Annotated in this window: 20 protein-coding genes; 10 read left to right on the top strand and 10 right to left on the bottom strand. The window is 65.1% G+C overall.

All coding sequences use genetic code 11. The features are described 5' to 3' along the window. Positions 1-243: 243 nt before the first annotated feature. Positions 244-1,203 (top strand): IS110 family RNA-guided transposase, encoded by a 960-nt coding sequence (locus HKW67_RS17340; protein WP_171226587.1) that lies wholly within the window; start codon positions 244-246, stop codon positions 1,201-1,203. A 185-nt stretch (positions 1,204-1,388) separates the two neighbouring features. Here the strand turns inward: HKW67_RS17340 and HKW67_RS17335 are convergent, their stop codons facing one another. The 4 genes from HKW67_RS17335 to HKW67_RS17320 all read right to left on the bottom strand — a co-directional run bounded on the left by HKW67_RS17335 (position 1,389) and on the right by HKW67_RS17320 (position 7,179). Then, positions 1,389-2,933, bottom strand: a complete 1,545-nt coding sequence (locus HKW67_RS17335; RefSeq protein ID WP_171226586.1) for a M28 family peptidase — start codon at positions 2,931-2,933, stop codon at positions 1,389-1,391. Between the two features lie 253 nt (positions 2,934-3,186). Beyond that, positions 3,187-4,407 (bottom strand): NHL repeat-containing protein, encoded by a 1,221-nt coding sequence (locus tag HKW67_RS17330; protein ID WP_206044471.1) that lies wholly within the window; start codon positions 4,405-4,407, stop codon positions 3,187-3,189. Between the two features lie 270 nt (positions 4,408-4,677). Beyond that, on the bottom strand, positions 4,678-5,148 hold the full coding sequence (locus HKW67_RS17325) for a hypothetical protein (RefSeq protein WP_171226584.1): 471 nt from the start codon (positions 5,146-5,148) through the stop codon (positions 4,678-4,680). Positions 5,149-6,240: 1,092 nt separating this feature from the next. Continuing rightward, complete coding sequence (locus HKW67_RS17320) at positions 6,241-7,179, bottom strand: integron integrase (protein ID WP_343212857.1); 939 nt, start codon at positions 7,177-7,179, stop codon at positions 6,241-6,243. Between the two features lie 187 nt (positions 7,180-7,366). Here HKW67_RS17320 and HKW67_RS17315 point away from each other — a divergent pair, with 187 nt between their 5' ends. Then, positions 7,367-7,837, top strand: a complete 471-nt coding sequence (locus HKW67_RS17315) for a hypothetical protein (protein WP_171226583.1) — start codon at positions 7,367-7,369, stop codon at positions 7,835-7,837. Continuing rightward, a complete protein-coding gene (locus HKW67_RS17310; RefSeq protein ID WP_171226582.1) occupies positions 7,828-8,412 on the top strand; it encodes a VOC family protein in 585 nt (194 codons plus the stop codon). Before HKW67_RS17315 ends, HKW67_RS17310 begins: the two co-directional genes overlap by 10 nt. A 27-nt stretch (positions 8,413-8,439) precedes the next feature. On the opposite strand, the gene HKW67_RS17305 is transcribed toward HKW67_RS17310, so the two are convergent. Both HKW67_RS17305 and HKW67_RS17300 read right to left on the bottom strand, forming a co-directional pair. Continuing rightward, positions 8,440-10,881 (bottom strand): YbcC family protein, encoded by a 2,442-nt coding sequence (locus tag HKW67_RS17305; protein ID WP_171226581.1) that lies wholly within the window; start codon positions 10,879-10,881, stop codon positions 8,440-8,442. Further along, complete coding sequence (locus HKW67_RS17300) at positions 10,881-12,329, bottom strand: NADH-quinone oxidoreductase subunit L (RefSeq protein ID WP_171226580.1); 1,449 nt, start codon at positions 12,327-12,329, stop codon at positions 10,881-10,883. Before HKW67_RS17300 ends, HKW67_RS17305 begins: the two co-directional genes overlap by 1 nt. Positions 12,330-12,423: 94 nt before the next feature. Here HKW67_RS17300 and HKW67_RS17295 point away from each other — a divergent pair, with 94 nt between their 5' ends. The 3 genes from HKW67_RS17295 (at position 12,424) to HKW67_RS17285 (ending at position 16,658) form a co-directional block, all read left to right on the top strand. Next, positions 12,424-13,332 carry a LysR family transcriptional regulator gene (locus HKW67_RS17295; RefSeq protein ID WP_171226579.1) on the top strand — a complete coding sequence of 303 codons (909 nt, stop codon included), beginning with the start codon at positions 12,424-12,426 and terminating at the stop codon, positions 13,330-13,332. 76 nt (positions 13,333-13,408) lie between these two features. Then, on the top strand, positions 13,409-13,993 hold the full coding sequence (locus HKW67_RS17290; protein ID WP_171226578.1) for an ECF-type sigma factor: 585 nt from the start codon (positions 13,409-13,411) through the stop codon (positions 13,991-13,993). 34 nt (positions 13,994-14,027) lie between these two features. Further along, positions 14,028-16,658: a serine/threonine protein kinase gene (locus HKW67_RS17285; RefSeq protein ID WP_171226577.1), complete on the top strand. Its 2,631-nt coding sequence runs from the start codon at positions 14,028-14,030 to the stop codon at positions 16,656-16,658. Between the two features lie 74 nt (positions 16,659-16,732). Here the strand turns inward: HKW67_RS17285 and HKW67_RS17280 are convergent, their stop codons facing one another. Next, a complete protein-coding gene (locus tag HKW67_RS17280; protein ID WP_171226576.1) occupies positions 16,733-17,374 on the bottom strand; it encodes a PEP-CTERM sorting domain-containing protein in 642 nt (213 codons plus the stop codon). A 238-nt stretch (positions 17,375-17,612) separates the two neighbouring features. On the opposite strand from HKW67_RS17280, the gene HKW67_RS22340 reads away from it, so the two are divergent. Genes HKW67_RS22340 through HKW67_RS17260 form a run of 3 tightly spaced genes read left to right on the top strand, consistent with a single transcriptional unit; the run spans position 17,613 to position 19,878 of the window. Continuing rightward, positions 17,613-18,485: an SRPBCC domain-containing protein gene (locus tag HKW67_RS22340; protein ID WP_206044470.1), complete on the top strand. Its 873-nt coding sequence runs from the start codon at positions 17,613-17,615 to the stop codon at positions 18,483-18,485. A gap of 36 nt (positions 18,486-18,521) precedes the next feature. Beyond that, entirely contained in the window at positions 18,522-19,100 is a 579-nt protein-coding gene (locus HKW67_RS17265; RefSeq protein WP_171226575.1) for a phosphorylase family protein, read from the top strand. After that, entirely contained in the window at positions 19,093-19,878 is a 786-nt protein-coding gene (locus HKW67_RS17260) for a 1,4-dihydroxy-6-naphtoate synthase (RefSeq protein WP_171226574.1), read from the top strand. The genes HKW67_RS17265 and HKW67_RS17260 overlap by 8 nt, the downstream gene beginning before the upstream one ends. 10 nt (positions 19,879-19,888) lie before the next feature. Here the strand turns inward: HKW67_RS17260 and HKW67_RS17255 are convergent, their stop codons facing one another. After that, the gene (locus tag HKW67_RS17255) at positions 19,889-20,350 is read right to left on the bottom strand and encodes a tRNA (cytidine(34)-2'-O)-methyltransferase (protein ID WP_171226573.1); all 462 of its coding nucleotides are present in this window, start codon (positions 20,348-20,350) and stop codon (positions 19,889-19,891) included. 116 nt (positions 20,351-20,466) lie between these two features. After that, positions 20,467-22,809, bottom strand: coding sequence for a catalase (locus HKW67_RS17250; RefSeq protein ID WP_171226572.1), 2,343 nt, complete (start codon positions 22,807-22,809; stop codon positions 20,467-20,469). A 33-nt stretch (positions 22,810-22,842) separates the two neighbouring features. Here HKW67_RS17250 and HKW67_RS22550 point away from each other — a divergent pair, with 33 nt between their 5' ends. Further along, positions 22,843-22,971, top strand: coding sequence for a hypothetical protein (locus HKW67_RS22550; protein WP_269141200.1), 129 nt, complete (start codon positions 22,843-22,845; stop codon positions 22,969-22,971). 74 nt (positions 22,972-23,045) lie between these two features. Here HKW67_RS22550 and HKW67_RS17245 read toward each other — a convergent pair whose 3' ends face one another. Next, positions 23,046-23,513, bottom strand: a complete 468-nt coding sequence (locus HKW67_RS17245; RefSeq protein ID WP_230981186.1) for a MarR family winged helix-turn-helix transcriptional regulator — start codon at positions 23,511-23,513, stop codon at positions 23,046-23,048. Positions 23,514-23,567 lie beyond the last annotated feature (54 nt).

The raw sequence follows: 23,567 nt of genomic DNA, 5'->3' as shown, positions 1-23,567 counted from the left end.
CATGGGATCGGCAGTGTGTAGATTCGCCGTCTTGTATCTAGCGATCAGTTGATTCTGGCGTAGTTCTGATCAGGGCGCCAGCTCGATGCCGTCTGGGTGGCAAACACCGTGCGTTAGCCAGAGCGGCGTACCTGATCATTCGTCGTGAGAGCCCGAACAGTTGCGGGGGCCGGCCACCGCGTCGAGCCCGAATTCTTACAAGGACGGGCGCGGACGACGCTTCCTGAGCGGTCGGAGGGGCAGATGTTTGTCGGCATCGATGTGGCGAAAGCCGAGTTGGTGATCAGCGTGCTGCCGAGTGCAGAGCGATTCACCGTGGAGAACGATGAACGGGGCGTGCGTACGTTAGTGCAGCGCGTCGCCTCGAACAGACCGCAGTTGATCGTGCTGGAGGCGACCGGCGGATACGAGCTGCTCGCCGTTGCCGCGCTCGCCGCGGCGTCACTGCCCGTGGTGGTGGTGAATCCACGCCAGGTGCGGGACTTTGCGAAGGCGACGGGGCAGCTGGCGAAAACAGATCGCATTGACGCCGACATCCTCGCGCGCTTCGCCGACGTCGTCCGACCGGAAGTGCGCCTCATTCCGGACGCCGCCGCGCACGAGCTGGATGCGCTGCTTACGCGACGGCGGCAGCTGTTGGAGATGCTGCAGGCGGAGCGCAATCGCGTGGGCCAAGTGTTCGGCACGGGCAAAAAGCAGGTGCGCAAAAGTCTCAAGTCGCACATCACATTCCTTGAGCGCGAGTTGCGCTCGACGGACACGGATCTTGGCGAGATGGTGCGGCAGAGTCCCGTCTGGCGTGAGCGCGATGAGCTCCTGCGCAGTGTGCCCGGTGTCGGCCCCGTGCTGTCACGGACGCTCCTCGCGGACCTACCAGAACTCGGTCGCTTGTCCCGTCGCGCCATTGCGAAGCTCGTCGGCGTTGCACCACTGAGTCGAGACTCCGGCACCATGCGGGGTCGTCGATTCGTGCAAGGCGGTCGCGCGACGGTGCGTGGTGTGCTGTACATGGCGGCCCTCGTCGCTAGCCGTCGCAACACGGTCATTCGCGAGTTCTACCTGCGATTGGTCGCCGCCGGAAAGCCCAAGAAGCTCGCGCTCGTCGCGTGTATGCGGAAACTGCTCACCATCCTCAATACGATGATGCGAACCAAAACCACGTGGAGCGCGAAAGCCGCGACAGCGATACTCGTAGTCGCTTGACTTTCAAGACAGTTGCTAACGCTGCGTTCTGTTGCAACGGCCCTCAATAGGTTGTGGCCAGCGACCGCAGGGAGCAAGGCCGCTACCTTGAAGCCGTTGTCAACAGCAACGCAAGGTTCGGCAGCGGAGCTATGGACAGCGAATCGCAGGCCTCGTCGCAATCGGCGACTTCGCGTTGGTGGTGACTATCGAACACGCAGCACCTGTTCGTTTGCGACGCGCCACGCGATCACATATACACTTCGTACAATGCGTTCAAAGCCGGCGTAGTCAATGCGCGATACGTCATCTGTCACCGCGTGCTTGTCGTCTCCGCCGTCAGCCTCGAACGCGAGATATGGGATCTGCTTTCCTTCGAACGCGTCGCGGTCGGAGCCACCCTTCAAGCGCCCATCGACCGGCCCGACGAAGGCGACACTGGCGTAAGCCTTATTTGTCGTCAGCGCCAGGTCCCGTAGTGCGGTATTCGAAAAACCCAGCCCCACGGTACCGTCCTTGTCCGGCCCGATCATGTCGAGGTTCACCATGACTTTGATGCTGCGCAGCGGAACCGGAGGCCGTGCGACGAAGAAATCAGCGCCAGAAATCTGCGTCTCTTCCCCGGCAAACCACGTGAAGATGATCGAACGCCTCGGACGGGGGCCGCTCGCGAAGGCGCGCGCGATCGCCATCAATCCAACAGCGCCCGACGCATTGTCGTTTGCAGAATTCAAGACGGAGTCGCCGTTGACTGGCGGGAACTGGAGCCCTTGCCCGTCATAGTGCGCACCCATGACGATGTATTCATGCTTCAGGAGTGGATCGCTCCCCTCGACCATTGCCACGACATTTTGCGTACTGTCGGTTCGCGCAGGTCTGCAGACTTCGAAGCGGAGCTCGCGCGCAGGACCGAGGGCAAAACTGGCAATCGAATCGCCACGTGTGGCTGCAGCAATCAGCTCCATCGCCGACCACCGCTCTCCAGTGAAGATCGCATCGGCGAGCCGGCTCGAGACGGCGACACGTGGCAACGGTGATGGCGTTGCCTGCTGAATCCACTCCGCTTTCACCGTCACGTCACTGCCCTGACGATTTCGCGGCCGGTCCGGAGTGACTTGCCACGTAGCGAATCCCGAAATCTCGACCTGAGCAACGGCCCCGCGTTCGGCGGCGGCGTTCCATGGAAGGACGAACTGACCGCCACGGGCGCGATCTGCTTGAAGACGCTGCGGCCCACCCGGATAGCCAGTTACCACGGCGATTTTCCCGCGGAGGTCAAGACCGGCGTAGGGGTCAATTCCTAGCGCCTTATTCACCCATCCGTGCTGCACGTAGACCAGCGGCCCCTGTGCCGCAACGGGGTCCGTACTGCTGGCGCCCCGCGTGGGAAGCCGCACATCGTTGGGCATCGCAAACCGCGCTCCGTCAAGCGCCGCGAATGAGCAACGAGAATCCGCGCGTATCACATCAAAGCGCACATGTTGCAGGTAAGAGCCTCCATCCCCGAATGGACGCACTCGGCTCGTCGACAACGCGTGAGCGATATACGTCGCAGCTTGGTCGAGTTCCGGGGACGGGGTGAGTCTTCCAAGCATCGAGTCAGCAGCGAGGACTCCGATCTGACGCTCCAAGTCCGCTCGTTTAATCCCGCTCGCGGCTTGCCGAACGGCAACCGGAACTTGGCCCCGCGAATCCGTTGGTGAAACGATCGCGGCGACCAGCACTGCTCCGACTATCGTGAATTGACGCATGGTTTGCCGCTCCTCTGACACGATCTGCGATTTTATCTCTCGGCACCGCGTGAAGTTTGGTCGCTGCTGAACGCCTTGCGTTCTGCTGCAGCGCTCCAAACAAAATGCGGCCGGACGGGCGGCGTGCGCCAGCACGGCGACCGCCTGCCGCACACCGCCTCGCGCTGCCAGCAGCAACGTTTCGTTAGGCAGACGGGAACTGTGGCACCGTCGTATGAGATCGGCAGACGCGCCCTAAATCATCACCGAGCGGTCACCGGTCTCCTTTGCCAGAACCACCTGCACTGTGCGACAGAGAGCCACCAAGCGCTGGCGTAACGCGACGCAACTGGACGGACTCCACGCCATCGACATCCCAGAGAAGCAGCAACACGAGATCTTCGACAGCGTCCAGCACGGTTGCCTCCTGGACTGACGTAACCCGCCCGAGCTGCTTGCCGCGAGCATCTAGCACACTCCACGAGACATGGGAATCATTGATCCCACCGAACTCAGTGATCCACAGGTGACCGGACGTGGTTGGGGCGAGCAGGCGAACTGAGTGTGGCCCTGCCCATCCCAATTGCGGTCTCGTGCGGGGAATCGGCATCCGGTCAAACACTTCGCCCCACTTCAGCCTAGGGGGCGCGTCCTCCGTAAAGATTCTACGCGCGGCGGCCTTGTCCGCAGCGGTCACAGGATCGGCGCGCGAAGAGAGCGCTAGCGAGCGAACGGTCTGTACCTTGCCGGATGCGTCCAAGATGCGCAGAAGCGAGTCCAATTCCACCATGGCAATTCCATCCGCCGTGACCGCGATATCGCTCTGCAGTCCGAAGGGAAGCTCTGCAACCGAGCGCCCACCTCGAGGCCGCGGCTCTTCGTACTTCTCACCCTCTGCAAATTCTCCAATGCGTTCTGCCGACGCTTCGGTGGTGAACGCATACCGCATCAGTGAGGAACGCCGTGTCACGAGGCGCGGCGCCACCGGCGGCGGTATCAACAACTGGGAGCGGGCCAGCAACATCCCGTTTGGCAGCACGCCAACAGCTCGGATTGCCTCACCCTCGGGTGGCCGGACAGTAGTGGCACGAACGAAGTCACCTGCAACCGTGAACTCCGACAAGCGGCGTTCGCTCTGGTCAAATGCAAGCAGCAGTGAGCCGCGCCGCTGGATCCAAGCCAAATGTGTAAACTCGCCGGGCCCGTTACCCAGCCGACCAACTGTGCGTAGATGTGCACCGCGCCTCGAAAAGAAGTGAATCTCGCCACGGCTGCGCTCCGCGATGATCAAAATGTCACCGGCGATTAGGCCACCGACTACTTGGAATAGCGGTTCAGCGCGGTGGCTCAGTACGGCGAGGGGTACGGCGTCAAGCGACGACGTGGCCGCGAGCGCCGCGGGCGCCGCCTCACGACACGATGTGGCAAGTGCCATCGCGATAAGTCCAACCGCAGCAAGCGAAAAGAGACGCCGACCATCGATTGCCTGTTTCAATATTTGAAGACTAGCGTGAGCGATAATTCGTGGGCTGCGCTCGACTCCGACCGAAGTGCCGGCGCCGGATCCTTGTCTGGCACGAAGGCGCCTTTCGCGCTGGCCCGAGCTTCAACACTGGTACATCACCATAGTTCGCGGCAATAGCTACCACACGCGTGAGCATTGGACGCTCGCGAGCCGCCTCGTCTCCTCTCCCCAAGTCCTCTCCCGCGTCCCGGCCATCGGAGCGCCGAACGCCTATTAGGCAACGACCGCGACCTAGATGCCTCAGCGAACGCGGATCGCGATGATCTCGGCGCTCGGATTCGGCGGATCGTCGGTCGAGATGTCGTCATGAAACGTAGTCGCGTGTCCCGCGAGAGTGTCGCCGCGCGCGCCCAACCGCAGTACCACACCCACGAAGCCGGTAGACCACACGACGCGGACGGAATCGTTGGGCAGTGGTTGCCATGCGGTCAGCGTTCGTGTGCTCGCGACCAGATTGGTGGGGATGACGACGGAGCCAGTACCGCCACGCGCCGCGACAGTCAGGGTGTCGAGCCGAAAGGTCGATGGTGGCGTTTGAGCCTTCGACACACGCGCCGCGTCCACGCCCGCGGACCAGCGAACGCGCGACACGGTGTAGCATCCTGCATACGATGAAACGCGCGGATCGAGCAAAGCCGTTTGCGCGATCAGTGCTCGCGGCGCGGCGGCGACCAAACCCAGGGCAAGTATCCACTGGGCAGGGCGAATCATAGGCTCCCTCATCGAATGATCCATTGAATGCTTCGTTGCCTAACGCCTTGCGTTCTGCTGCAGCGCATCAAACAAAATGCGGCCGGACGGGCGACGTGCGCCAGCACGGCGACCGCCTGCCGCACACCGCCGCGCGCTGCCAGCAGCAACGTTTCGTTAGACCAAACCTGGGACCAGTCGAGCCGCTCATCAACGTTCATCCTCCGTAGAGCGGGAGCTCACAGAAGTTGTCGGTTGCGTGGGCAACTCAAACGACGCCAACACGCGCGCGAGTAGTGGCAAGTCGCTTCCCTTACGTAGCCGCGCCATCTCGCGTGCCGCCGCCAACTTGTTGGCAAGCCGACCGAGTCCAATTGCGGTCGCGGCGGTAGCGAAGACCGTCAAGGCAGGGATGACCACGACCCAGGCGCGCGAGTTCTTGGTCCACCATCGCCATGCCGGCCCCCCATCGATGAGTAGATCAGCCACGAACGCAGTCGATGAGACCAGTAGCAGGGCGGAGACCATTACGGCAGCGCCAAGCATCCACCCGCCCAATTTGCGACGGAGCCCATTCGCGCACGAACGGCACACAGGGATACCCGTCACGTTGTACGTCGCCGTGAATCCGAGGCTGCTTCCACACGATCCGCAGCATCCGGCGACCATTCGGGCTGTGGCGGTTCGACGCCACAGCAAGTAGCGCACGAGGGCGATCGATGACCCGACGCCTAGGGACAGCGTAACCGCAAAGAACGGAATGAAAACAAAGGGCGACGCGTCAAACGCCATTGAGTTCTCCGATTGAAACCGCAGCCAGCAGCAAAACTACTTTGGGGGTCTAACGCCTATTCGCTCGACCGACATACCGCCGGCGACGCAGTCGAGTTCCAGCACTAAACTCACGATCTCACCACGCCCGCCGCACCGCAACCCCACGACTTCACACCAGCCATTCGTCTCGTTCCGGAGCGTATTCCGCCCGCGGTGTTTGCTCGACCGATCTAACGCGCCGACCTGCGCCTCCCGCACCGACGGGCCCGACGCATAACGACGCCGTCCACTCGCGCCGGCAATCCCCCGACTCCCCACTCCCTACCCCCTACTTCGCCGTTACGAATCCAACGGACTCCGCACCCCCAACCCACCCCGGTTCAGCACGTGCGTGTAGATCATCGTCGTCCGCACATCCTTGTGTCCCAGCAATTCCTGAATGGTGCGGATGTCCGACCCCGACGCCAGCAGATGCGTCGCGAAGCTGTGACGGAAGGTGTGGCACGTGGCCCGCTTGCCGATCTGCGCCTCCCGCACGGCGTTGGTCACGTCGCGCTGCACTACGCTCTCATGCAGATGATGTCGGCGACGTTCCCCGGTCGCGGCGTCGCGATAGCTCCGCGTGGCCGGAAAGATCCATTGCCACGGCCAACTCTTCGACGCGCGATCACCGAGTTTTCGGCGCAGCGCGTCGGGGAGCGCCACATACCCGCCTCCGGCTACCACGTCCTTCGCGTGCTGCGCTGCCGCGCGATCGAGGTGTACCCGCAACGCCGGCAGCACGCGCTGCGGCAGCATCGTCACCCGATCTTTCTGCCCCTTCCCCGATCGGATCACGATCTCGCCGCGCGTCAGATCCACGTCCTTCACCCGCAACGTGCAGCACTCCATCAGCCGCATGCCGCTGCCGTACATCAGCGACGCCATCAGTCGCGTCGTGCCGCGCATCGCCTGCAGCACGCGTTGCGTTTCGTCGCGCGTCATCACGACGGGCAGTCGTTCGGGGCGCTTCGCATGCAGGTGCTGCATCATCCCCGAGATCGGCAACGCCAGCACCTCGCGATACAGGAACAGCAGCGCCGCTAACGCCTGATTCTGCGTGCTCGCACTCACCTGCTCGTCGCGCGCCAGATGCGTCAGGAAATCGCGCACCTGCACCTCCCCCAGCTCACGTGGATGCCGACGTCCGTGAAACCGCACGTACCGCCGCACCCACTGCGCGTACGCCTGCTCCGTGCGCGCGCTGTAGTGCTTGGCCGTGATCCGATCATGCAGCACACTCAAAAGGGTCTCGCCGTTCGCCATCACGCACGGTGCAACGCTTTCCGCGCCCCCGCGTAACCGCCTCTGTGCACCCGCGATCATTTCGACGCACCGACTCGGCTTGCCCAGCGGTCGGCCGCGTCGCATGTTCGCGCTCCCACCCGTCGCGTCCCGCCGTGATTCCCCCGCTCACGGAGTTGTGATGTCACCCGCTGTTCGTTGGCCCGCGCGCCGGACCGCGTGCTTCGGCGCGCTCGCCGCCCTCGCCACCGCCGCCGCGCTCGCCGTTCCCGCCACACACGCCGCCGCCCAAGGCCGCTGCGGCTGTGACCGCGCCGGCACGCCGGCCTGCGATACGTCGGCCATCAAGGCGCCCTTCGCCCCTACCGGCTGGAAGACGGTCGCCCTCGACCACTTCGCCATCCAGGCCACCGACTACAAGCGCGAAGCCGCCTACTATTCGGCCCTCATGAATTGGACGCTGCGCAGCGACGACGGCACCCAGGCGACGCTCGACGTCGGCAACGTGGGCAGCGTCGTGATCCGCGGCGGCTTCCAGGCCGCGCCCGCGCCCCGCGCAAGGTGGCGTGGGATTCGTTCGCGTGGGTCATCGAACCGTGGAACGCGAAGAAGGTCGAGGCCGAACTCACCAAGCGCGGACTCATGCCCGTAGCCGACAACGACGGCAAGGGCTTCGAAAGCTTTCACGTGAAGGACCCCGACGGCTTCGACGTGCAACTCTGCAACGACGCCCATCGCAAGACGCGCGCATCGCAGCCCGCCACCGCCACGCACTCGGTGCCCGCGCCGTTCGAGCACACGAACTGGCAGACGGTGTGGCTCGATCACATCTCCTTCGAAGTCACCAACTACAAAGAGACCACCGCCTTCTACGCCGCCCTCCTCGGCTGGAAGCCCACCGGCGACGAAGCCAGTCAGAACGAAGTGGAAATCGGTGACCTCGGCAACATCATCATCCGCGGCGGCAACCCGCTCGCGCCGAACGCCACCACGCCCGCCGTGCGACGCGCCACGATGGGACACGTGTCCTTCGGCATCGCCCCGTGGGACACCGATCCGATCAAGGCCGAACTCACCAAGCGTGGTCTCACCAGCCGCGATGACACCGGTGGTAAAGGCGACATCCACGATCCCGCCGCCAAGTACAAGAGCTATCACACCACTACGCCCGACGGCTACGACCTGCAGATCAGCAACGCCACCAAAGCAAATCGCACCGTGCGCTGATCCGCGGCTGTGCGCGTGCACGGTCGTTCATGATCGTGCACGCACCAACTGCCAGTCGTGTGCGCGGCGCGCGTAGATCTGCCCATCGAACGGATCGATACGGTACAGGTACAGCCAGCCGTTCGTGACGAGTTGACGCACCACCGCGTGCGCGCTGATGATGCCATCGATCGCGGCGGCCGGAGCCTCGACGAACACCGACAGGCGCAGGGGTTCGTGCACCCAGTCCGCCCCATCGTGCACGGACTGCAGCGCAAGACCGATGCGAAGATCCCCCCCGGCGCCCTCGACGACACCCACGTTGCCGCCCACCACGTTGTGCAGCACCTTGTCACCGCTGCCATACCGCACCGGATCGACGGTGGATGCGTAGTATTGCAGATTGATCCAGTTCGTGACGACCATCGGGGCGGTAAGAATCAGCGTGAGCACCGCGAACCCGATATCGTCTTGCCACCGATACTCGTGCAGGAACGAGCGGCCGTCCAGGACCAGACCGCGTGTCCGCTCGCGCGGCGCGACGACGAACGCCGCGTTCCGTGCGAGCCCCCATTCCGGTCGCACCTCCGACCAGTCGGCCGCTCGACGACGGAGCGCACCAAGCAGCGCGTCATCATCGGCGTGCGCAAGGCCGAGCCGAGGGGCGCGCTCGCGACGCGCTAGCCGGCCGGCTTCAGCGAGTGCGCGTTCGAAGGCAATCACGTCGTCGCGATGCGTTGCGGGCACGTCGGCCAGGTCGAATAGCGATACCGTGTCGGTCACCGTGTCGTGCAGCGCGGGCACGAAGTGCGTCGTGCCCGGAATGCGGATGTCATGCGCGAGGAGCGCGTCGCGCACGTCTGCATCGTTCAAGAGCGCGGCGGCCACGCGCGCGTTGACTTCTCCGCTCTGTCCGCCGCACGCGCCGCACGCGAGTCCGGCCGCCTGCGGGTTGTTGCACGTCGCCGCACCATGACCCACCAGCGCCACCAAGCGCGCAAAGTCGCGCGTGAGGCTCATCCCGCGCAGGGCGTTCGCCGCAAGTTGCGTGCGTTCGGCGAGTGTCGGCACGTGGCCGTCGGCGATGGATGCACCGAGCCGCGGCGAGAGCGGGCTGTCACTCGTGGCGAGCGCATCACGCAGGGGATCGAGCGCGGGGGCCGTCGGCGCGAAGGTCATGCGCAGCAACGACACAGCGGCCCCGAGTCCAGTGGCTTCCACGGCGGTGAACGTCGACGCCGCGCTTCCCGCGAACGACGTCCACGCGCCCGCGAGCGCCGCCCCGTCGCTCCGCTCGCGCTGCACTGCGGAGACGCGCGCGCCGCTGTCGGCCACCGCGAGGGCCGGCGACAGCAGGCCGGGCAGCTGCGGACGTAACACGCCCTCAGCAGCCTGATAGGCGATCGGCATCCCGAAGAATCCGGCGAAGCCGAGCGTCTGCGCGGTCGGCTGCGCAGCCTCCAGCGCGCGACGCATCACCTCGGAGCGCACATCGATGCAGAACACCGCTTGTACCGACGGCGTGGTCGACGCAGCGTGCCGCGGCCCGGCGAGCTGCCCCGCCAGCGGTTCCTGATACGCCAGCTCGAGAGCGCGCTGCAAAACCCAGTCCACCGACTGCGCCACGCGCACGGCATCGGCCAGTCCGACCCACTCCCGTCGTGCGTCTGTCCAGCGCTGCGCGAGACCCGGCGCGCCGCTCGTGCGATACAGCACGAGCTCCCAGGCCAGACGTGTCGCCAGCAGATGCACAATCTGATCGTCATCACCCCCGGCAAGTCGGGCGTCCCACCGCTGAAACGCGCACGCCGCGGCCCAACCGGATACGCTCTGGAGCAGTGCGGTGAAATACGCCGCCTGCAACGCCGATGGTACCGCGAGCTCATCGACGGCGCACGCGATCAGCTGCTGCGGCTCCTGTGGCAATGCCGCCACCGCGCGGCGAAAACCCGGCAGTCCCATGAGCAGCCGCACACCTGCGTCGCGCTGACCCATGTCCGACCACAGCCCGTACAATCCGCCGTCGCGATCGGCCGACCACGCGGCTTGCCCGTCACCGAACCACGCACCACACGCGTGGCTCACATGCTCCACCACGAAGTCGCGCCACGCCGCATGGCGTTGTGTCTCACGCGTGGCATCGACCAGGTCGGTCACCAATAGACCGACTGGCAACGTGGGCGCGTCGAACTGCAAGGCGCTGCGCACGTCGTTCAGGGAGAGCGACGACCCGAGTTCCTCGAGTGCGCGGACGAGATGCGCATCGGTCAACGCGCTGGATGCGTAGCGCGCACGAAACCACGAACGCGGCATCGTGAGACGCGCGCCGCTGAGTGCGGCCAGCTCGGCTGCCGCTTCGTCGATGGGCCGATCCACATACCCCCACCACGGGTTGACCGCGATGAGCCGGTCGAGCGGCCAGGCCGGCGCGATCCGCGCGGACGCCGTTTCGACCGCACGCATCACGCTGTCGGACACAGTATCGGACATCAGGCAGCCCTCGGCATGGATGGTGTGCGCGCCGCTGGAATCGGCGAGGGCGGACGGCGTTCGTGACGGGGCGGCCACACGAAGCACGTCGCGCGCGTGAACAGTTCGTCGAGATGGAATCCGGCGAAGGCCCACGTATGCAGGGTGCGAAGCGCGCGGGCGCGCGGACGCACCGACACCATCAGCTGCACCACATACAGCGCGATGAAGGCGCCGAGTGCGATCAGCAGCGACATCGTGCCGGGCACGAAGGCCACCGGCGTCGGCAGCAACGCCGTGAACGCGACGTGCCACACGGCGTACAGCGCGGTCACGACGAGCGCTGAGCCAAGGAGCTTGGCATTGACACTCCACGAGCCGGACGGCGAGATGCGCGCCAGAAAGGGCGCCAGCGCGAGCGCCAGCACGGTCGTGACCACCCAGGTGCGAGGATCGACGCCGCTCGTCGGCCAGGTCACGGTGGCGAAACCGGCCGCGATAGCCGCACTGCCCAGCGTCGCGCCGAGCCATCGCGCGACGGTTGGTCGTGACGTCACCGGTATCAGGGCGCGGCGTGCCTGCAGGGCGACCACACCACCCGATCCCAGAAACGCGTGCGCCTTGTAGCAGGAGTGCGCCACCAGATGCAGCAGCGCCAGTTCCCAGGCGCCGAGGCCGCACTCGAGGAGCATGAAGCCCATCTGCGCCGCCGTCGACCACGCGAGCGCCACCTTCACCGTCACCCGCGTCATCATCACCAGCGCCGCCAGCACTGCGGTCGTCGCCCCGATGATCACCATGGCATTCATGACGCCAGGGAGGAGTGCGGTCAGCCCGGCGAGGCGGATCAAGACGTAGCCGCCGATGTTCACCACACCGGCGTGCAGGAGCGCCGACACCGGCGTCGGCGCCTCCATGACCTGGATGAGCCAGCCGTGAAAGGGCAGCTGCGCCGAGCGGAGCGCTACGCCAGCGACCAAGAGATAGCCGGCCACGTGCACGCTCATAGGAAGTGTCTCGAGAGCGGAGGCCGTCGCCTGCAGGGCCGCCAGGTCATAGCTCCCGAGCGCTCGACCAAGCAGAATCACGGCCGCATAGATGACCACGTCGGCCAGCCGGCTCAGCAGGAACTTCTTGTGCGCCGCCACCTGCGCTTGTGGTCGATCGGCGAAGAACGTGAGCAGCTGATGCAGCGACAGACTCGACGCGGTCCAGGCGAGGGCCAGCACGCGCAGGTCGCCTGCCGTAACCAGCACCGATGATGCAGCCACGGCGGCCACGAACCAGCGACGGAAATGCCGCGCCGCCGGCTGCCCATCCAGATAGCGATGGGCGAACCGATGGATGACCGTCGCAATGAAGGTGACAAGACCCAGCATGACCCCCGCCAGCGCATCAAGCCGCGGGGCAGCGGCGAGCGCGAGCAAGGGAATTGTGAAGAGCGCAGCGGAAGCAAGCACAGGGGACATGGAGCACTCCGGAAGAGGACCCCCACATGTTGGTCGCCACCAGGTCTTCCGCAAAATACATATATTAGACCCAATCGTTCTGTATATTAGAACAATGACCAACGTTGCGGCTCGGCTCAATTATCACCACCTGCACTACTTCTGGGCCGTGGCGAGAGAGGGAAATCTCACGCGCGCGGCGCAGCGCCTGCACGTGTCGCAGTCGGCTCTGTCCACGCAGATCCGTCAGCTGGAAAGCCAGCTTGGCCAGCAGCTCTTCGAGCGGCGCGGACGCACGCTGGAGTTGACGGAGGCCGGCCGGATCGCCCTCGACTACGCCGACTCGATCGTCACCGCCGGCAATGAGCTGGTCGGCACGCTGCGGGATGGTCGACGCGACGAGCGGCACGTGCTGCGGGTCGGGTCGGTGGCGACCCTGTCAAGAAATTTCCAGCGGGCATTCCTGGCGCCGATCCTGAAGGATCCGTCGCTGTCACTGGTGTTGCAGTCAGGATCGCTGGCGGAGTTGCTGTCACGATTGCGCGCGCACACGCTCGATGTCGTGCTTTCCAATCGTCGCGTGCCGGAAGACGCCGATCACGCGTGGCGCAGCAGCCGCATTGCGCGCCAGCAGGTCAGTCTGGTCGGCCCCCCTCGTTCGTCGCCGTTTCGCTATCCCGACGAGCTGGCCGACGTGCCCCTGCTGCTTCCGTCCCGCGACCACGAATTTCGCACCGCCTTCGACGTGCTGTGCGATGAACGCGGGCTGCGCCCCACGGTGATTGCCGAAGCCGACGACATGGCGATGCTGCGTGTCCTCACCCGCGAACTCAACGCCGTCGCGCTCGTCCCGGCCGTCGTCGTGCAGGATGAACTGCGCGATGGCCGGCTGCAGGAGTACTGCGCCGTGCCCGATCTCTTCGAAGAGTTCCACGCCATCAGCGTGACTCGACGCTACCAACCCTCGTTGCTGCGCACCTTGCTGGCGCGGCGCACGGCGGATGTGCTCAACACCATCGAGTAGCGCGCACTCCCCTTCGGTCAGATTGGCCATGCACGGCCTAGCCGATCCATGACGGCGGCTTCACCTTATACCGGCTGTGACCAACCTCCCCCTCTCCGACCAGTCGTCCCTGACCGAACTGCTGGCCGCCGCCCAACAGGGTGACGCGTCGGTGCAGGATATGGCCGCCCGACGCGTCTACGCCGAGTTGCACCAGCTGGCGGAGATCTACCTCGGGCGGGAGCGGGCCGATCACACGCTCCAGCCGACCGCGTTGGTTCACGAGGCCTATCTCCGCCTGATGGGCCAGGACGCGCCGTGGAAGAGCCGCGCGCATTTCTTCGGTATTGCGGCCACGATGATGCGCCGCATCCTCGTGGACCACGCCCGACGCACCGCCGCCGAGCGTCGCGATCGTGGTCTGCAGGTGACGCTCGATCCGCACACGGCTGACGCAACACCCGCCGCGCCGGATGCGGTCACCGATGTCCTCGGTGTGCACGAAGCGCTCACGCGACTCGAGGAGGTCGACGCGCGACAAGCGAAGATCGTGGAGCTCAAGTTCTTCGTCGGCCTCACACTCGACGAGATCGCCGAACTCCTGTCGATCTCGGCAGCCACGGTGTCGCGCGAGTGGACCATGGCGCGCGCCTGGCTCCAGGCCGAGCTGCGTGACGGATGAGGGACATCACACCGCCACGACGCGTGTAAGGTCGATGCCCGAACGTTCTCCCCATCCGCCCCCACCCTCGACCACAACGGACGAGTGGTCGACGCTCAAGTCGCTCTGGTTCGAGCTGGCCGACCTGTCGATCGACGAACAGCGTCGTCGACTCGAGGCGTGCGGCGCGTCACCGGCGATAGTGGCGCGCCTCGGACAGATGATCGAAGCGGTCCCACTGGTCGGTGATCGATTCGATGCCCCCGCGCACGTCGCCCTGGGTTTCGCCGGGTCGACGCCGGCTGATGTGCCGGCCGCGAGCTTGATCGGCGAACGCCTCGGGCCGTATCGCGTGCTTCGACTCGTCGGCCGCGGCGGCATGGGCGCTGTGTACGAGGCATCGCGCGACGACGCGGAGTACCATCAGCGGGTCGCCATCAAGTCGTTGTGGCGCGGCGCCGACAGCGACGTGCTGCTGCATCGCTTCCGCGCGGAACGACAGATCCTCGCCGCGCTCCAGCATCCGAACATCGCGCAGCTGATCGACGGAGGCGCCACGGCGTCCGGCACACCGTGGCTCGCGATGGAATATGTGGACGGCGTGGCCATCGACGAATATTGCGATGCCCGTTCGCTGTCCATCCCGGCGCGACTCGATCTGTTTCGCACGGTCTGCCACGCTGTGCAGCATGCGCATCAGCGCTTGGTTGTGCATCGTGACCTCAAGCCCGGCAACGTGCTCGTCACCGCCGATGGCACGGTCAAGTTGCTCGACTTCGGAGTCGCCAAGCTCCTCGACGAGAATGGTGCCGGTACGTCCGTCACCGCGGATGGCATGTCGCCGTTCACCGCGGCCTATGCCGCTCCGGAGCAGGCTAACGGCGAACTCGCCTCGACGGCCACTGATGTGTACGCCCTCGGCGCGCTTCTGTGCACGTTGCTGACCGGCGAGCCGCCTCTCGACCTGGTGGGTCGCGACGCATTCGCGCGACTGCTGGAAGTGCGCAGCGGCACCCCGCGCGTCCCGAGCTCGATCGCGCGCGCGTCATCGGACGCCGTGGCTCGCCATCGCGGTGTCGAGAGTGCGCGAAAGCTCGGGGCTGCGCTCAACGGCGAACTCGACGCCATCATGCTGCAGGCGCTACAGCGCGATCCCGGGAAACGATACGCCAGTGCACTCGCGCTCAGCGACGACGTGCACCGGTTCCTCCGGCGAGACCGCGTGCTGGCGCGTCAAGGCACGATCGGCTATCGCGTATGGGCGTTCACGAGACGGCATCGGCCGCTGGTCTTCGGCACCACGCTCGCGCTGCTCACCGCGCTCGGCGTCAGCCTGCTGTCACTGCAACAAGCGCGCAATTTGCGCTTCGAAGCCGCTCGCACCGAACGGGCGGCGAATTTCATGGCCGGCATCATGAACGGCACGTCAACGGTGTCGCAAGATCCGCTCATCAGCGTGGGACCGGCCGGCACCATCGGACAACTGCTCGACAGCGCAGTCACGCGGGTCTCCCGTGAATTCGCCGACGACGCGCGCATCCGGGCACGCCTGTACACGGCGTTCGGTGCCAACTACGCCGCACAATCCCGCTACGCGAATGCGCACGCCGTGCTCGATTCGGCGCGCGTACTGGCATTGCGGGCGTACGGTCCCACCAGTGACGAGTACGCGCGCGCGTCCATCGAATACGCGACGCTCGAGCTCACCTTTCACGGCGCTGAAGCCGCCAACGAAGCGATAGACGCGGCAGCCCGGAGCGAGGGCATGAACGACCTCGATGGTGTGCTGAGCGCCCAGATCTTGCTGTTGCGCGCCACGCAGGCGATGCAGAGGGGGCAACTGCATACCGCCGATTCGCTGGCCGCGCGGGTCGTCGACATCGAACGACGCGTACGCGGGCTGACTCGCATCGTAGCGGCAGCGGAGAATGTTCGCATGGTCACGACGTCGTGGATAACACGCGATCCGCGCGCGTATCTCCGAAAGGCGCGTATGATCGAGCGCATCACCGACTCACTCGCCATGCCCGTCTCGAAAGAACGGGACGGCGCGGCCGATGCGGCCATCGAGTCGATGCTGGTGTTGGGTCGCGCGGATAGTGCCGAGGTACTCACACGGCTTCAGGGCGAACGACTGCAGCGCAGCTTCGGGGCCCAGCCGTGGGTACAAGTGTGGGCCGCAAAGTCGGCGGCGCTGTTGGCAAGCCTTCGCGGTGATACGGTCACGCGTCGCCTTGAACTGGCGAAAGGTCGGGCGATTATCGACTCGATCGCCGAGTTCCCGCTGGTGCTGCGCATGGTATTCAACAGTGGATACGTCGATGACGCGCTGGTCCGAAAAGACGACGTCTCCGCGCTGAGCATGGCCCTCTCCACGCGAGATGCCATTGTGCCGACACACTCACCATTCCTGCTGAGCTTCGCCTACCTGTATTCCGGCACAGCCTACCTCGCCAGCGGCGACCCGGTGTCGGCCGAGTCAGAGCTGCGCGCGGGTTTGACCATGATTGCACCGACGCCGGATCTCGCGTCGATGGGTCCGCGCCTGCGTCGACCCTTGGTCGAGGCATTGACGAAGCAGGGGAAGCTGGCCGCCGCCGACAGCATACGCCGCATCGACCCGCCCAAGGGCGCGATGCCACCGTGCACGCCGGGTGGCAAGTGGACGGGATGCCCGGATACATGACGTACAGGCCCCGCAACGAGCTGCGGGGCCTGTACCGACGACGCCTCGAAGCGCAGGTCGAGCCAACGTGGAGACTATGTCGCTGAGGACCTCCGTCGACGCGACATGACTCCCACCGCCATGAGACCCGTCGCCATCAGCAGGTAGGTCGACGGCTCGGGAACGGTCGATACCGGCGGAGTGCCCGCGGTTAGATCAACCACGTTCAGCACCAAGCGACCGACATTGTTCGCCACCGGCGACTGAAGATCCCCCACGCCGAAATTTTGGATCGACACGTTGCGCGTGACGACCGCGGGACGCCAGTCGGTAATCGTCAGCTGGAAGTTCCCGAGAATAGCTGAGAGGCCAACGCCGTCGAGCTGCGGGCCGAACGGGTTGGGATCACCGTACACTTTGATGCCGACGCCGCTGTTCGTGTTCGTGGTGGCGTCCCAGTACGATGACACGGTGAGCGCGCTGCTTCCGGTGAAGAGCGCCACGGCGTAGTTGGGGGTTCCGACGAGCCCCGTACTGCCCCATAAGTAGAACGTGTTGATACCGGTGGCGAGCGTGATGCCCGCAGGAAACAACGAGCCGGCATCGTTTCCGGTATACAGGAAGGCGTCGGTGGTCGGGTTCGTTCCGCGCGTGATGTAGGTGTTCGCACAGCAGGATCCCGAGCCTTGTGCGTCGGTGTAGGCGCCATTCGGCTGCTTATTGGTGCCCAGGCTCATCGTCGTGACGCTCGTCAGCACAACCTGCGCACCGACCTCCGAGCTGCCTATAGATGCCAAAGCACCGATCATCCATAATCCAAGCCGTGTTGCACGTGTCCACTGTGTCATGAGATCTCCCGTACGAGTGAAGGGGTGGGCCCAACCGGACTCCCACCGATACACGCGCAGCGGGCATGAAAACTCCCTCACGCGCCGAGACGATCACGGCATACCCTACGCTCTGGCGAGACCTCGCATGCACACCCTGACCATCACCCGCACCTCACCACGATCCGCCGCCACGCTCTATCGCGCGTGGACCACCGGATGGGCCTCGTGGTTTGCCGAGGCCGACAGCGCGCGCGTACGGGCCGACGTCGGCGAGCCGTTCTTCTTCGAAGTCGCGCAACGATTCACCGACGGACGTGAGACTGTGCGCCATCCGCACTATGGTCGTTTCCTCCGACTTGTGCCCGAAGCGCTGGTATCACTCACCTGGGTGACCGGCGCAGGCGGGACTGGCGGCGCCGAGACCACGCTCACCGTACACCTCGACGCGATCGCTGGTGACTATACCCAGGTCACGCTCACGCACGCGGGGTTCGCGACCGCGGAAGCCCGCGACGCGCACGAAGCCGCGTGGCCGATGATTCTCGCCCATCAGGACGCCGTGCTCGCGAATGCCGTAATGCCCGGCGGTGCGCCGCCGCTCCGTAATCGCTCCATCCCCGACGCCACGTTCATTCCGGTGCGCAGCTATCCCGATCTCGACGCCGCCGTGACTTGGCTGCGCGACGTACTCGGCGCCCGCGAACGACTCCGTATTCCGCACCATCGGGTGCAGCTGAGTATCGGCAATGGTGCCATGGTCGTGGCAGCATGGGACGCAGCCGCAGTACCGGCAACCGGTGGACGCCCGCCGGCGGTCCTCATGGTACGTGTGCCCGACGTGCATGCGGCGTACGCCCGCGCCATCGCGCTTGGCGCGACCGGACTCACGCCGCCCGCCGATCATCCTTACGGCGAGCGGCAGGCCTCCGTCCGCGACCCGGCCGGGCATGCGTGGACGCTCACGCAAACCATCGCCGACGTCGACCCGGCCAGCTGGGGCGGCGAACTCGTGGAGTGACGTGCGATTGTGTAGACTACGCGCTATGAGGGACGCATGAGCGAACGCGCACGAATTCTGGTGGTGGCGGCCACCGCGCGCGAACTCGCGTCGCCCGAAGGATGGCACACGCTGCAGTGTGGTGTGGGCCCGGTCGAGGCGGCCGCACGCACCGCCGCCGCCATTGCCGAACTCCGCCCCGCAGCCATTCTGCATGTCGGCATCGCCGGCGCCCGTCGGGCGCGCGCACTGGCCCCGGCGTCACTCGTGATCGGTGCCGAATCCCGGTATTGCGACTCGACTGTGCCTGAGGAGTGGGCGCCGACTGTGGTGCAGGCATCAGCGACGCTGTTGCACGTCGTGCAGGGCGCACTCCCGGGCGCGGCCACGCTTTCCATTGGCACCAGTGCCCGCGTGGGTGGCACGTCAGATTGTGAGGTGGAAGCGATGGAAGGATTCGGCGTGCTTCGTGCCGCCCAACTCTCCGGTGTACCCGCCATCGAAGTGCGTGCGATTTCGAACGAGATCGAAGAAGCCGATCGCGCGCGGTGGCATTTCGATGCAGCGTTCGCGGCCATCACCGGCGTCACACCACTACTGGTACGCGCGCTGCACGAGAGTCTGACCAATGCGTGAGCTGACCTTCGGCTATTCGCCTTGCCCCAACGATACGTTCGCTTTTCATGCGCTCACCTTCGGACTGATCGACACGTCGGTGCGCATTGTACCGGTGCTGCTCGATATCGAGGAGCTCAACCGACGCGCCCACCACGGAGAGTTCGATCTCACCAAACTTAGTGTGGGTGCCTTCGCCGGCGTCGGCAGCAGCTATCAGTTGCTGCGCAGTGGTGCCGCACTCGGGCACGGAGTCGGTCCGCTGGTGGTCACCCGTATACCGATGTCGCTGGAGCAAGCGGTGAGCGCCCGCGTGGCGATCCCTGGTCGCGAAACCACCGCGTATCGCTTGCTGCGTCTCGCTGCGCCGCAGCTCGAGGACGTGGTCGAAATGCGCTACGATCGCATTCTGCACGCCGTGAGCAGTGGAGAGGTGCACGCGGGGCTCATCATTCACGAGAGCCGGTTCACGTACGCCGAGCACGGGCTGCACAAGACGATCGATCTGGGCGACTGGTGGGAACGCGAAACGCATTTGCCCGTGCCCCTCGCCGGCATCTGTGCGCGCGCCGACATCGACGCGGCCACGACGGCCGAAGTGGAGCGCGCCATACGCGCGTCGGTGCAGTATGCCTTCGACCACCCCGAAGCGAGTCGCGACTACGTACGTGCCAACGCCCAGGAGATGTCCGATGCGGTGTGTGCACAGCATATCGCGCTCTACGTGAACGAGCACAGTCTCGACATCGGCGACGACGGCATGCGGGCGATCACGCGACTGGTATCCGACGCGCGCTGACGCACGCAACCTACCGCTGCTGTCGTAACACCTCGTACACGGCGATCGCCACCGTCGTCGACAAGTTCAGCGACCGCACGCGTTCCGACAAGATCGGTAGACTCACGAACCGATCGGCGTAGCGCTCGTGCAACTCCGCCGGCAATCCGCCGGTCTCGCGACCGAACACCAGCACCGTGCCCTCGACCGGTGCCAACGGCGCATCCCAGAACAGCTGCGTTGCCTTCGTCGAGAAGAAGTACGGCTGCCCCAGCCGCGGCAGCTCTGCTTCGAACGCCTCCCAGCTCGGCCACACGCGCACATCCACGTGCTCCCAGTAGTCGAGCCCCGCGCGCTTCACCTGCGCCTCATCGAGCGAAAAGCCCAGCGGCTCGATGAGGTGCAGCGTGGCTCCGGTGGCGAGGCACGTGCGGCCCGCGTTGCCGGTATTCCAGTGAATCTCCGGATGCACCAACACTACGTGAATACTCATCAATCGCGTCTCGAAGGTCTGGCGTCACGACGATGGGCGATCACCGATCATCGAGAAGAAGATGTCGAGTCACCGACGAGGATGGAAGCGTAGAGTTCGCCTACGACAGGCGCCGCTTACACACGTGGTGGATCGGTCTCGCGCTCGGGGAAGCGATGACGGGAAAGTGCGCCCATGAATGCGGATGTGAGCTCTCCGGTATCATCACCCAGAAACACGCCGAGGGCCGTCAGCTTCTCGCGGCGTGCCACCGGGATTCCCGCTCGTTCCAGCAGTACCGACGATCCGGGCAACGCCAGAATCGGCTTGTTGTGACGGAACTGGTTCATCACATACTCGACCGTCTGACCAAGCATGCCCAACGCCTCGATGCCCGTGGCGCCGGACGGTAGAACTATGGCGTCGAACAGGACCGATGGTGAATTCTCGAGCGATGCGTCGGCGGTCATCATCTCACCTTCGGTCGTCGTGAACGTGCCCAGCCGGGGGCCAACGAATCGCGGTGCGGCGCCCGATTCCGTGAGCAAGGCGTGAAGGGCACGCAGCGGCGCACCATCAACGCCATCGGCGATCAGCAGCGCGATCTGTCGAGCGCGGATCTCCCCGTTCCCCGGGCGGGCGGTCAGCGACAACGCCGCCGAACGGGTGACCTCCGGCGGCTGCGGACTTTCGATCGCCTTCGGCATCGCCGCGGGCAGCGGCATGCCAAGTCCTTCAGCCACGCGCGACGCGAGGTCTTCGCTCACGTTTCGAAGCTGCGAGAGTACACGCGTGCGGATGGCCGGTACGGTGAGCTTCGACAACTCGAACCGGAATGCACCAACGATATGCGCCTGTTCCCATGTCGTCTGGCTTTCGTAGAACAGCGTTGCCTGATGGTAGTGTTCAGCGAATCGTTCGGGCGTTCCGCGCAGCTTGTCCTCGCGTACCGGATCGGGGAAAGAAACGAACCCTCGTGCGCCTGCCTGAAATGGACATCCGCCCGCGAGTGAGTTCGGCTCGTAGTTCACGCGCCCGCGATGGATCGCCTGCTGGTGCATGCCATCACGCTGATTGTTGAATGGCATGTGGATGGGTGCATTGATCGGAATCTGATGAAAGTTCGCTCCCCCCAGCCGCGTGATCTGCGTATCCACGTACGAGTGAATGCGACCGGCAAGCAGCGGATCATTCGAGAAGTCGATACCCGGAATCACATGTGCCGTGCAGAAAGCCACCTGCTCCGTCTCGGCGAAGAAGTTGTCCGGATTGCGATTGAGCACCATCCGGCCGAGCGGCGTGACGGGGATCAGCTCCTCAGGAATGAGCTTGGTGGCGTCGAGCACATCGAAGCTGAACCGCTCGGCGTCCTCTTCGGTAAAGAGCTGTACTCCCAGCTCCCACTCGGGGAAGACGCCGGCTTCGATTGCCTCCCACAGATCACGTCGATGATAGTCGGGATCCGCCCCGCCCAACTTGGCCGCTTCATCCCACACCAGCGAGTGCGTCCCCAGCTTCGGACTCCAGTGGAACTTCACGAAGCGGGACTCGCCGTCCGCAGTCACAAAGCGATAGCTGTGCACGCCGAACCCCTGCATCATGCGATAGCTGCGAGGAATGCCACGGTCGGACATGACCCACATCAGCATATGCGTGGACTCGGGCATGAGCGACACGAAGTCCCAGAACGTATCGTGTGCCGATGCCGCCTGCGGCATTTGATGATGCGGCTCCGGCTTCACGGAATGGACGAGGTCTGGGAACTTCATCGCGTCCTGAATGAAGAACACGGGAATATTGTTGCCGACCAGATCCCAGTTCCCCTCGTCCGAGTAGAACTTCACCGCGAACCCACGTGCATCGCGCGCCGTGTCCATCGACCCGCGTTCGCCCGCCACGGTCGAGAAGCGCACGAACACCGGCGTCCGCTTGCCGAGGCCCTGAAAGGGAGCGGCGCGTGTGAGGTCCGGCCGCGGCTCATAGCATTCGAAGTACCCGTGTGCACCGGAGCCGCGCGCGTGCACGATTCGCTCGGGAATACGCTCGTGGTCGAAGTGCGTGATCTTCTCGCGAAGAATGAAGTCCTCGAGTAGCGTCGGTCCGCGAAGGCCCGCCTTGAGCGAGTGCTGATTGTCGGCAATCATCACACCTTGATTCGTCGTGAGCGTCTGCCCGCTCGCATCCACGCGAAAGGCATCAAGGGTGTCGATGGTCCGGTTCACACCGAGCGGCGGCGTGCCGTTGCCAACCTTGTCATTTGCGATACGCTCCGACCGTGTGCTCGCCGTGACATCGGCATTGTCCACGGCTCGACGAAGGCCCTCTGGTGGCGCGACTGCGTGCGTGCGGCCGTGTTCGGCCTGCTTGGTCTCGTTGTACGGAACCGATGCGACGAGCGCATCTGTGTCGGCTGACTGCTGAGCGGAGCGCACCGCTGGCGTGCGCTCGGCGACAGTGGGACGCTGGGATTTCTTTGGCATGTGATGGGCGTGGGTTAGGGGAGACCCACGGCTGTGGCAAATTCTGTGCGCGTGGCCCGCCGACGATCTGACGTCGCGCGCGACCGCCCCTCGCTCTTCGAGGGCACGGTGAAGTGGGAGATCGTCGAAGCCGAGCGACAGGGCGCAATGCTGGGGCGATGAGCGGGAGCGTTATCGCCGCGATGATCATGCAGCTCCTCGATGCGCGCACCGCGCACGAGGCGCCGGTCACGCGATCAGGACGGGCGTGCCGTGAGCTCGATGCCGTCGTCCGTGGCGTTTGAGACGATCCGCTCGAGCGTGCTGCGCAGGATGGCCGCGTGCGATGCGCCGACGTGGGTCGCGAGCTGCGCTTCGAAAGTCGCGTGGAAGCGTCGCGCGGTCTGCAACGCCTTTCGGCCGCGGGACGTGAGCGCCACCGTCCGCACGCGCGCATCGTCGGGATCGTGGCGCCGTTCCACGTAGCCCTTCGCCTCCATGTCGGCCACGATCTTGAGCGCGCCCTGCGACGTCATCTGCAATCGCGTGGCGACGGTCACGAGGCTCGCCGGACCCTCGTCGAGCACGCGAAACACGTAGCCGAACGACGGGCCCAGATCCTGAAATCCGGCTTTCGCCATGGCCGTCTGCAGTCGGGCCACGAACGCGCCGTACGCGAGGTTGAGGAGGACACCGAGGTCGATCGCCGGATGGGGGCTTGTCATATGCTTCACCGTGGTTTATAATCTTTAGTGAACATTAACCTCATGGAGGCGTTT

Source organism: Gemmatimonas groenlandica (assembly GCF_013004105.1).
Classification (GTDB): domain Bacteria; phylum Gemmatimonadota; class Gemmatimonadetes; order Gemmatimonadales; family Gemmatimonadaceae; genus Gemmatimonas; species Gemmatimonas groenlandica.
The sequence above is the reverse complement of the archived record's forward strand: the minus strand, read 5'-3'. Positions and strand labels throughout refer to the sequence as shown.

What these genes read in the sequence shown, in the direction of transcription:
- HKW67_RS17310 (WP_171226582.1), top strand. Translation starts at nt 7,828, where the DNA reads ATGCCCGTAGCCGACAACGACGGCAAGGGCTTCGAAAGCTTTCACGTG.
- HKW67_RS17340 (WP_171226587.1), top strand. Translation starts at nt 244, where the DNA reads ATGTTTGTCGGCATCGATGTGGCGAAAGCCGAGTTGGTGATCAGCGTG.
- HKW67_RS17300 (WP_171226580.1), bottom strand. Translation starts at nt 12,329, where the DNA reads ATGTCCCCTGTGCTTGCTTCCGCTGCGCTCTTCACAATTCCCTTGCTC.
- HKW67_RS17315 (WP_171226583.1), top strand. Translation starts at nt 7,367, where the DNA reads ATGTCACCCGCTGTTCGTTGGCCCGCGCGCCGGACCGCGTGCTTCGGC.
- HKW67_RS17280 (WP_171226576.1), bottom strand. Translation starts at nt 17,374, where the DNA reads ATGAGCCTGGGCACCAATAAGCAGCCGAATGGCGCCTACACCGACGCA.
- HKW67_RS17285 (WP_171226577.1), top strand. Translation starts at nt 14,028, where the DNA reads ATGCCCGAACGTTCTCCCCATCCGCCCCCACCCTCGACCACAACGGAC.
- HKW67_RS17250 (WP_171226572.1), bottom strand. Translation starts at nt 22,809, where the DNA reads ATGCCAAAGAAATCCCAGCGTCCCACTGTCGCCGAGCGCACGCCAGCG.
- HKW67_RS17335 (WP_171226586.1), bottom strand. Translation starts at nt 2,933, where the DNA reads ATGCGTCAATTCACGATAGTCGGAGCAGTGCTGGTCGCCGCGATCGTT.
- HKW67_RS22340 (WP_206044470.1), top strand. Translation starts at nt 17,613, where the DNA reads ATGCACACCCTGACCATCACCCGCACCTCACCACGATCCGCCGCCACG.
- HKW67_RS17265 (WP_171226575.1), top strand. Translation starts at nt 18,522, where the DNA reads ATGAGCGAACGCGCACGAATTCTGGTGGTGGCGGCCACCGCGCGCGAA.
- HKW67_RS17295 (WP_171226579.1), top strand. Translation starts at nt 12,424, where the DNA reads ATGACCAACGTTGCGGCTCGGCTCAATTATCACCACCTGCACTACTTC.
- HKW67_RS17325 (WP_171226584.1), bottom strand. Translation starts at nt 5,148, where the DNA reads ATGATTCGCCCTGCCCAGTGGATACTTGCCCTGGGTTTGGTCGCCGCC.
- HKW67_RS17305 (WP_171226581.1), bottom strand. Translation starts at nt 10,881, where the DNA reads ATGTCCGATACTGTGTCCGACAGCGTGATGCGTGCGGTCGAAACGGCG.
- HKW67_RS17255 (WP_171226573.1), bottom strand. Translation starts at nt 20,350, where the DNA reads ATGAGTATTCACGTAGTGTTGGTGCATCCGGAGATTCACTGGAATACC.
- HKW67_RS17260 (WP_171226574.1), top strand. Translation starts at nt 19,093, where the DNA reads ATGCGTGAGCTGACCTTCGGCTATTCGCCTTGCCCCAACGATACGTTC.
- HKW67_RS17245 (WP_230981186.1), bottom strand. Translation starts at nt 23,513, where the DNA reads ATGACAAGCCCCCATCCGGCGATCGACCTCGGTGTCCTCCTCAACCTC.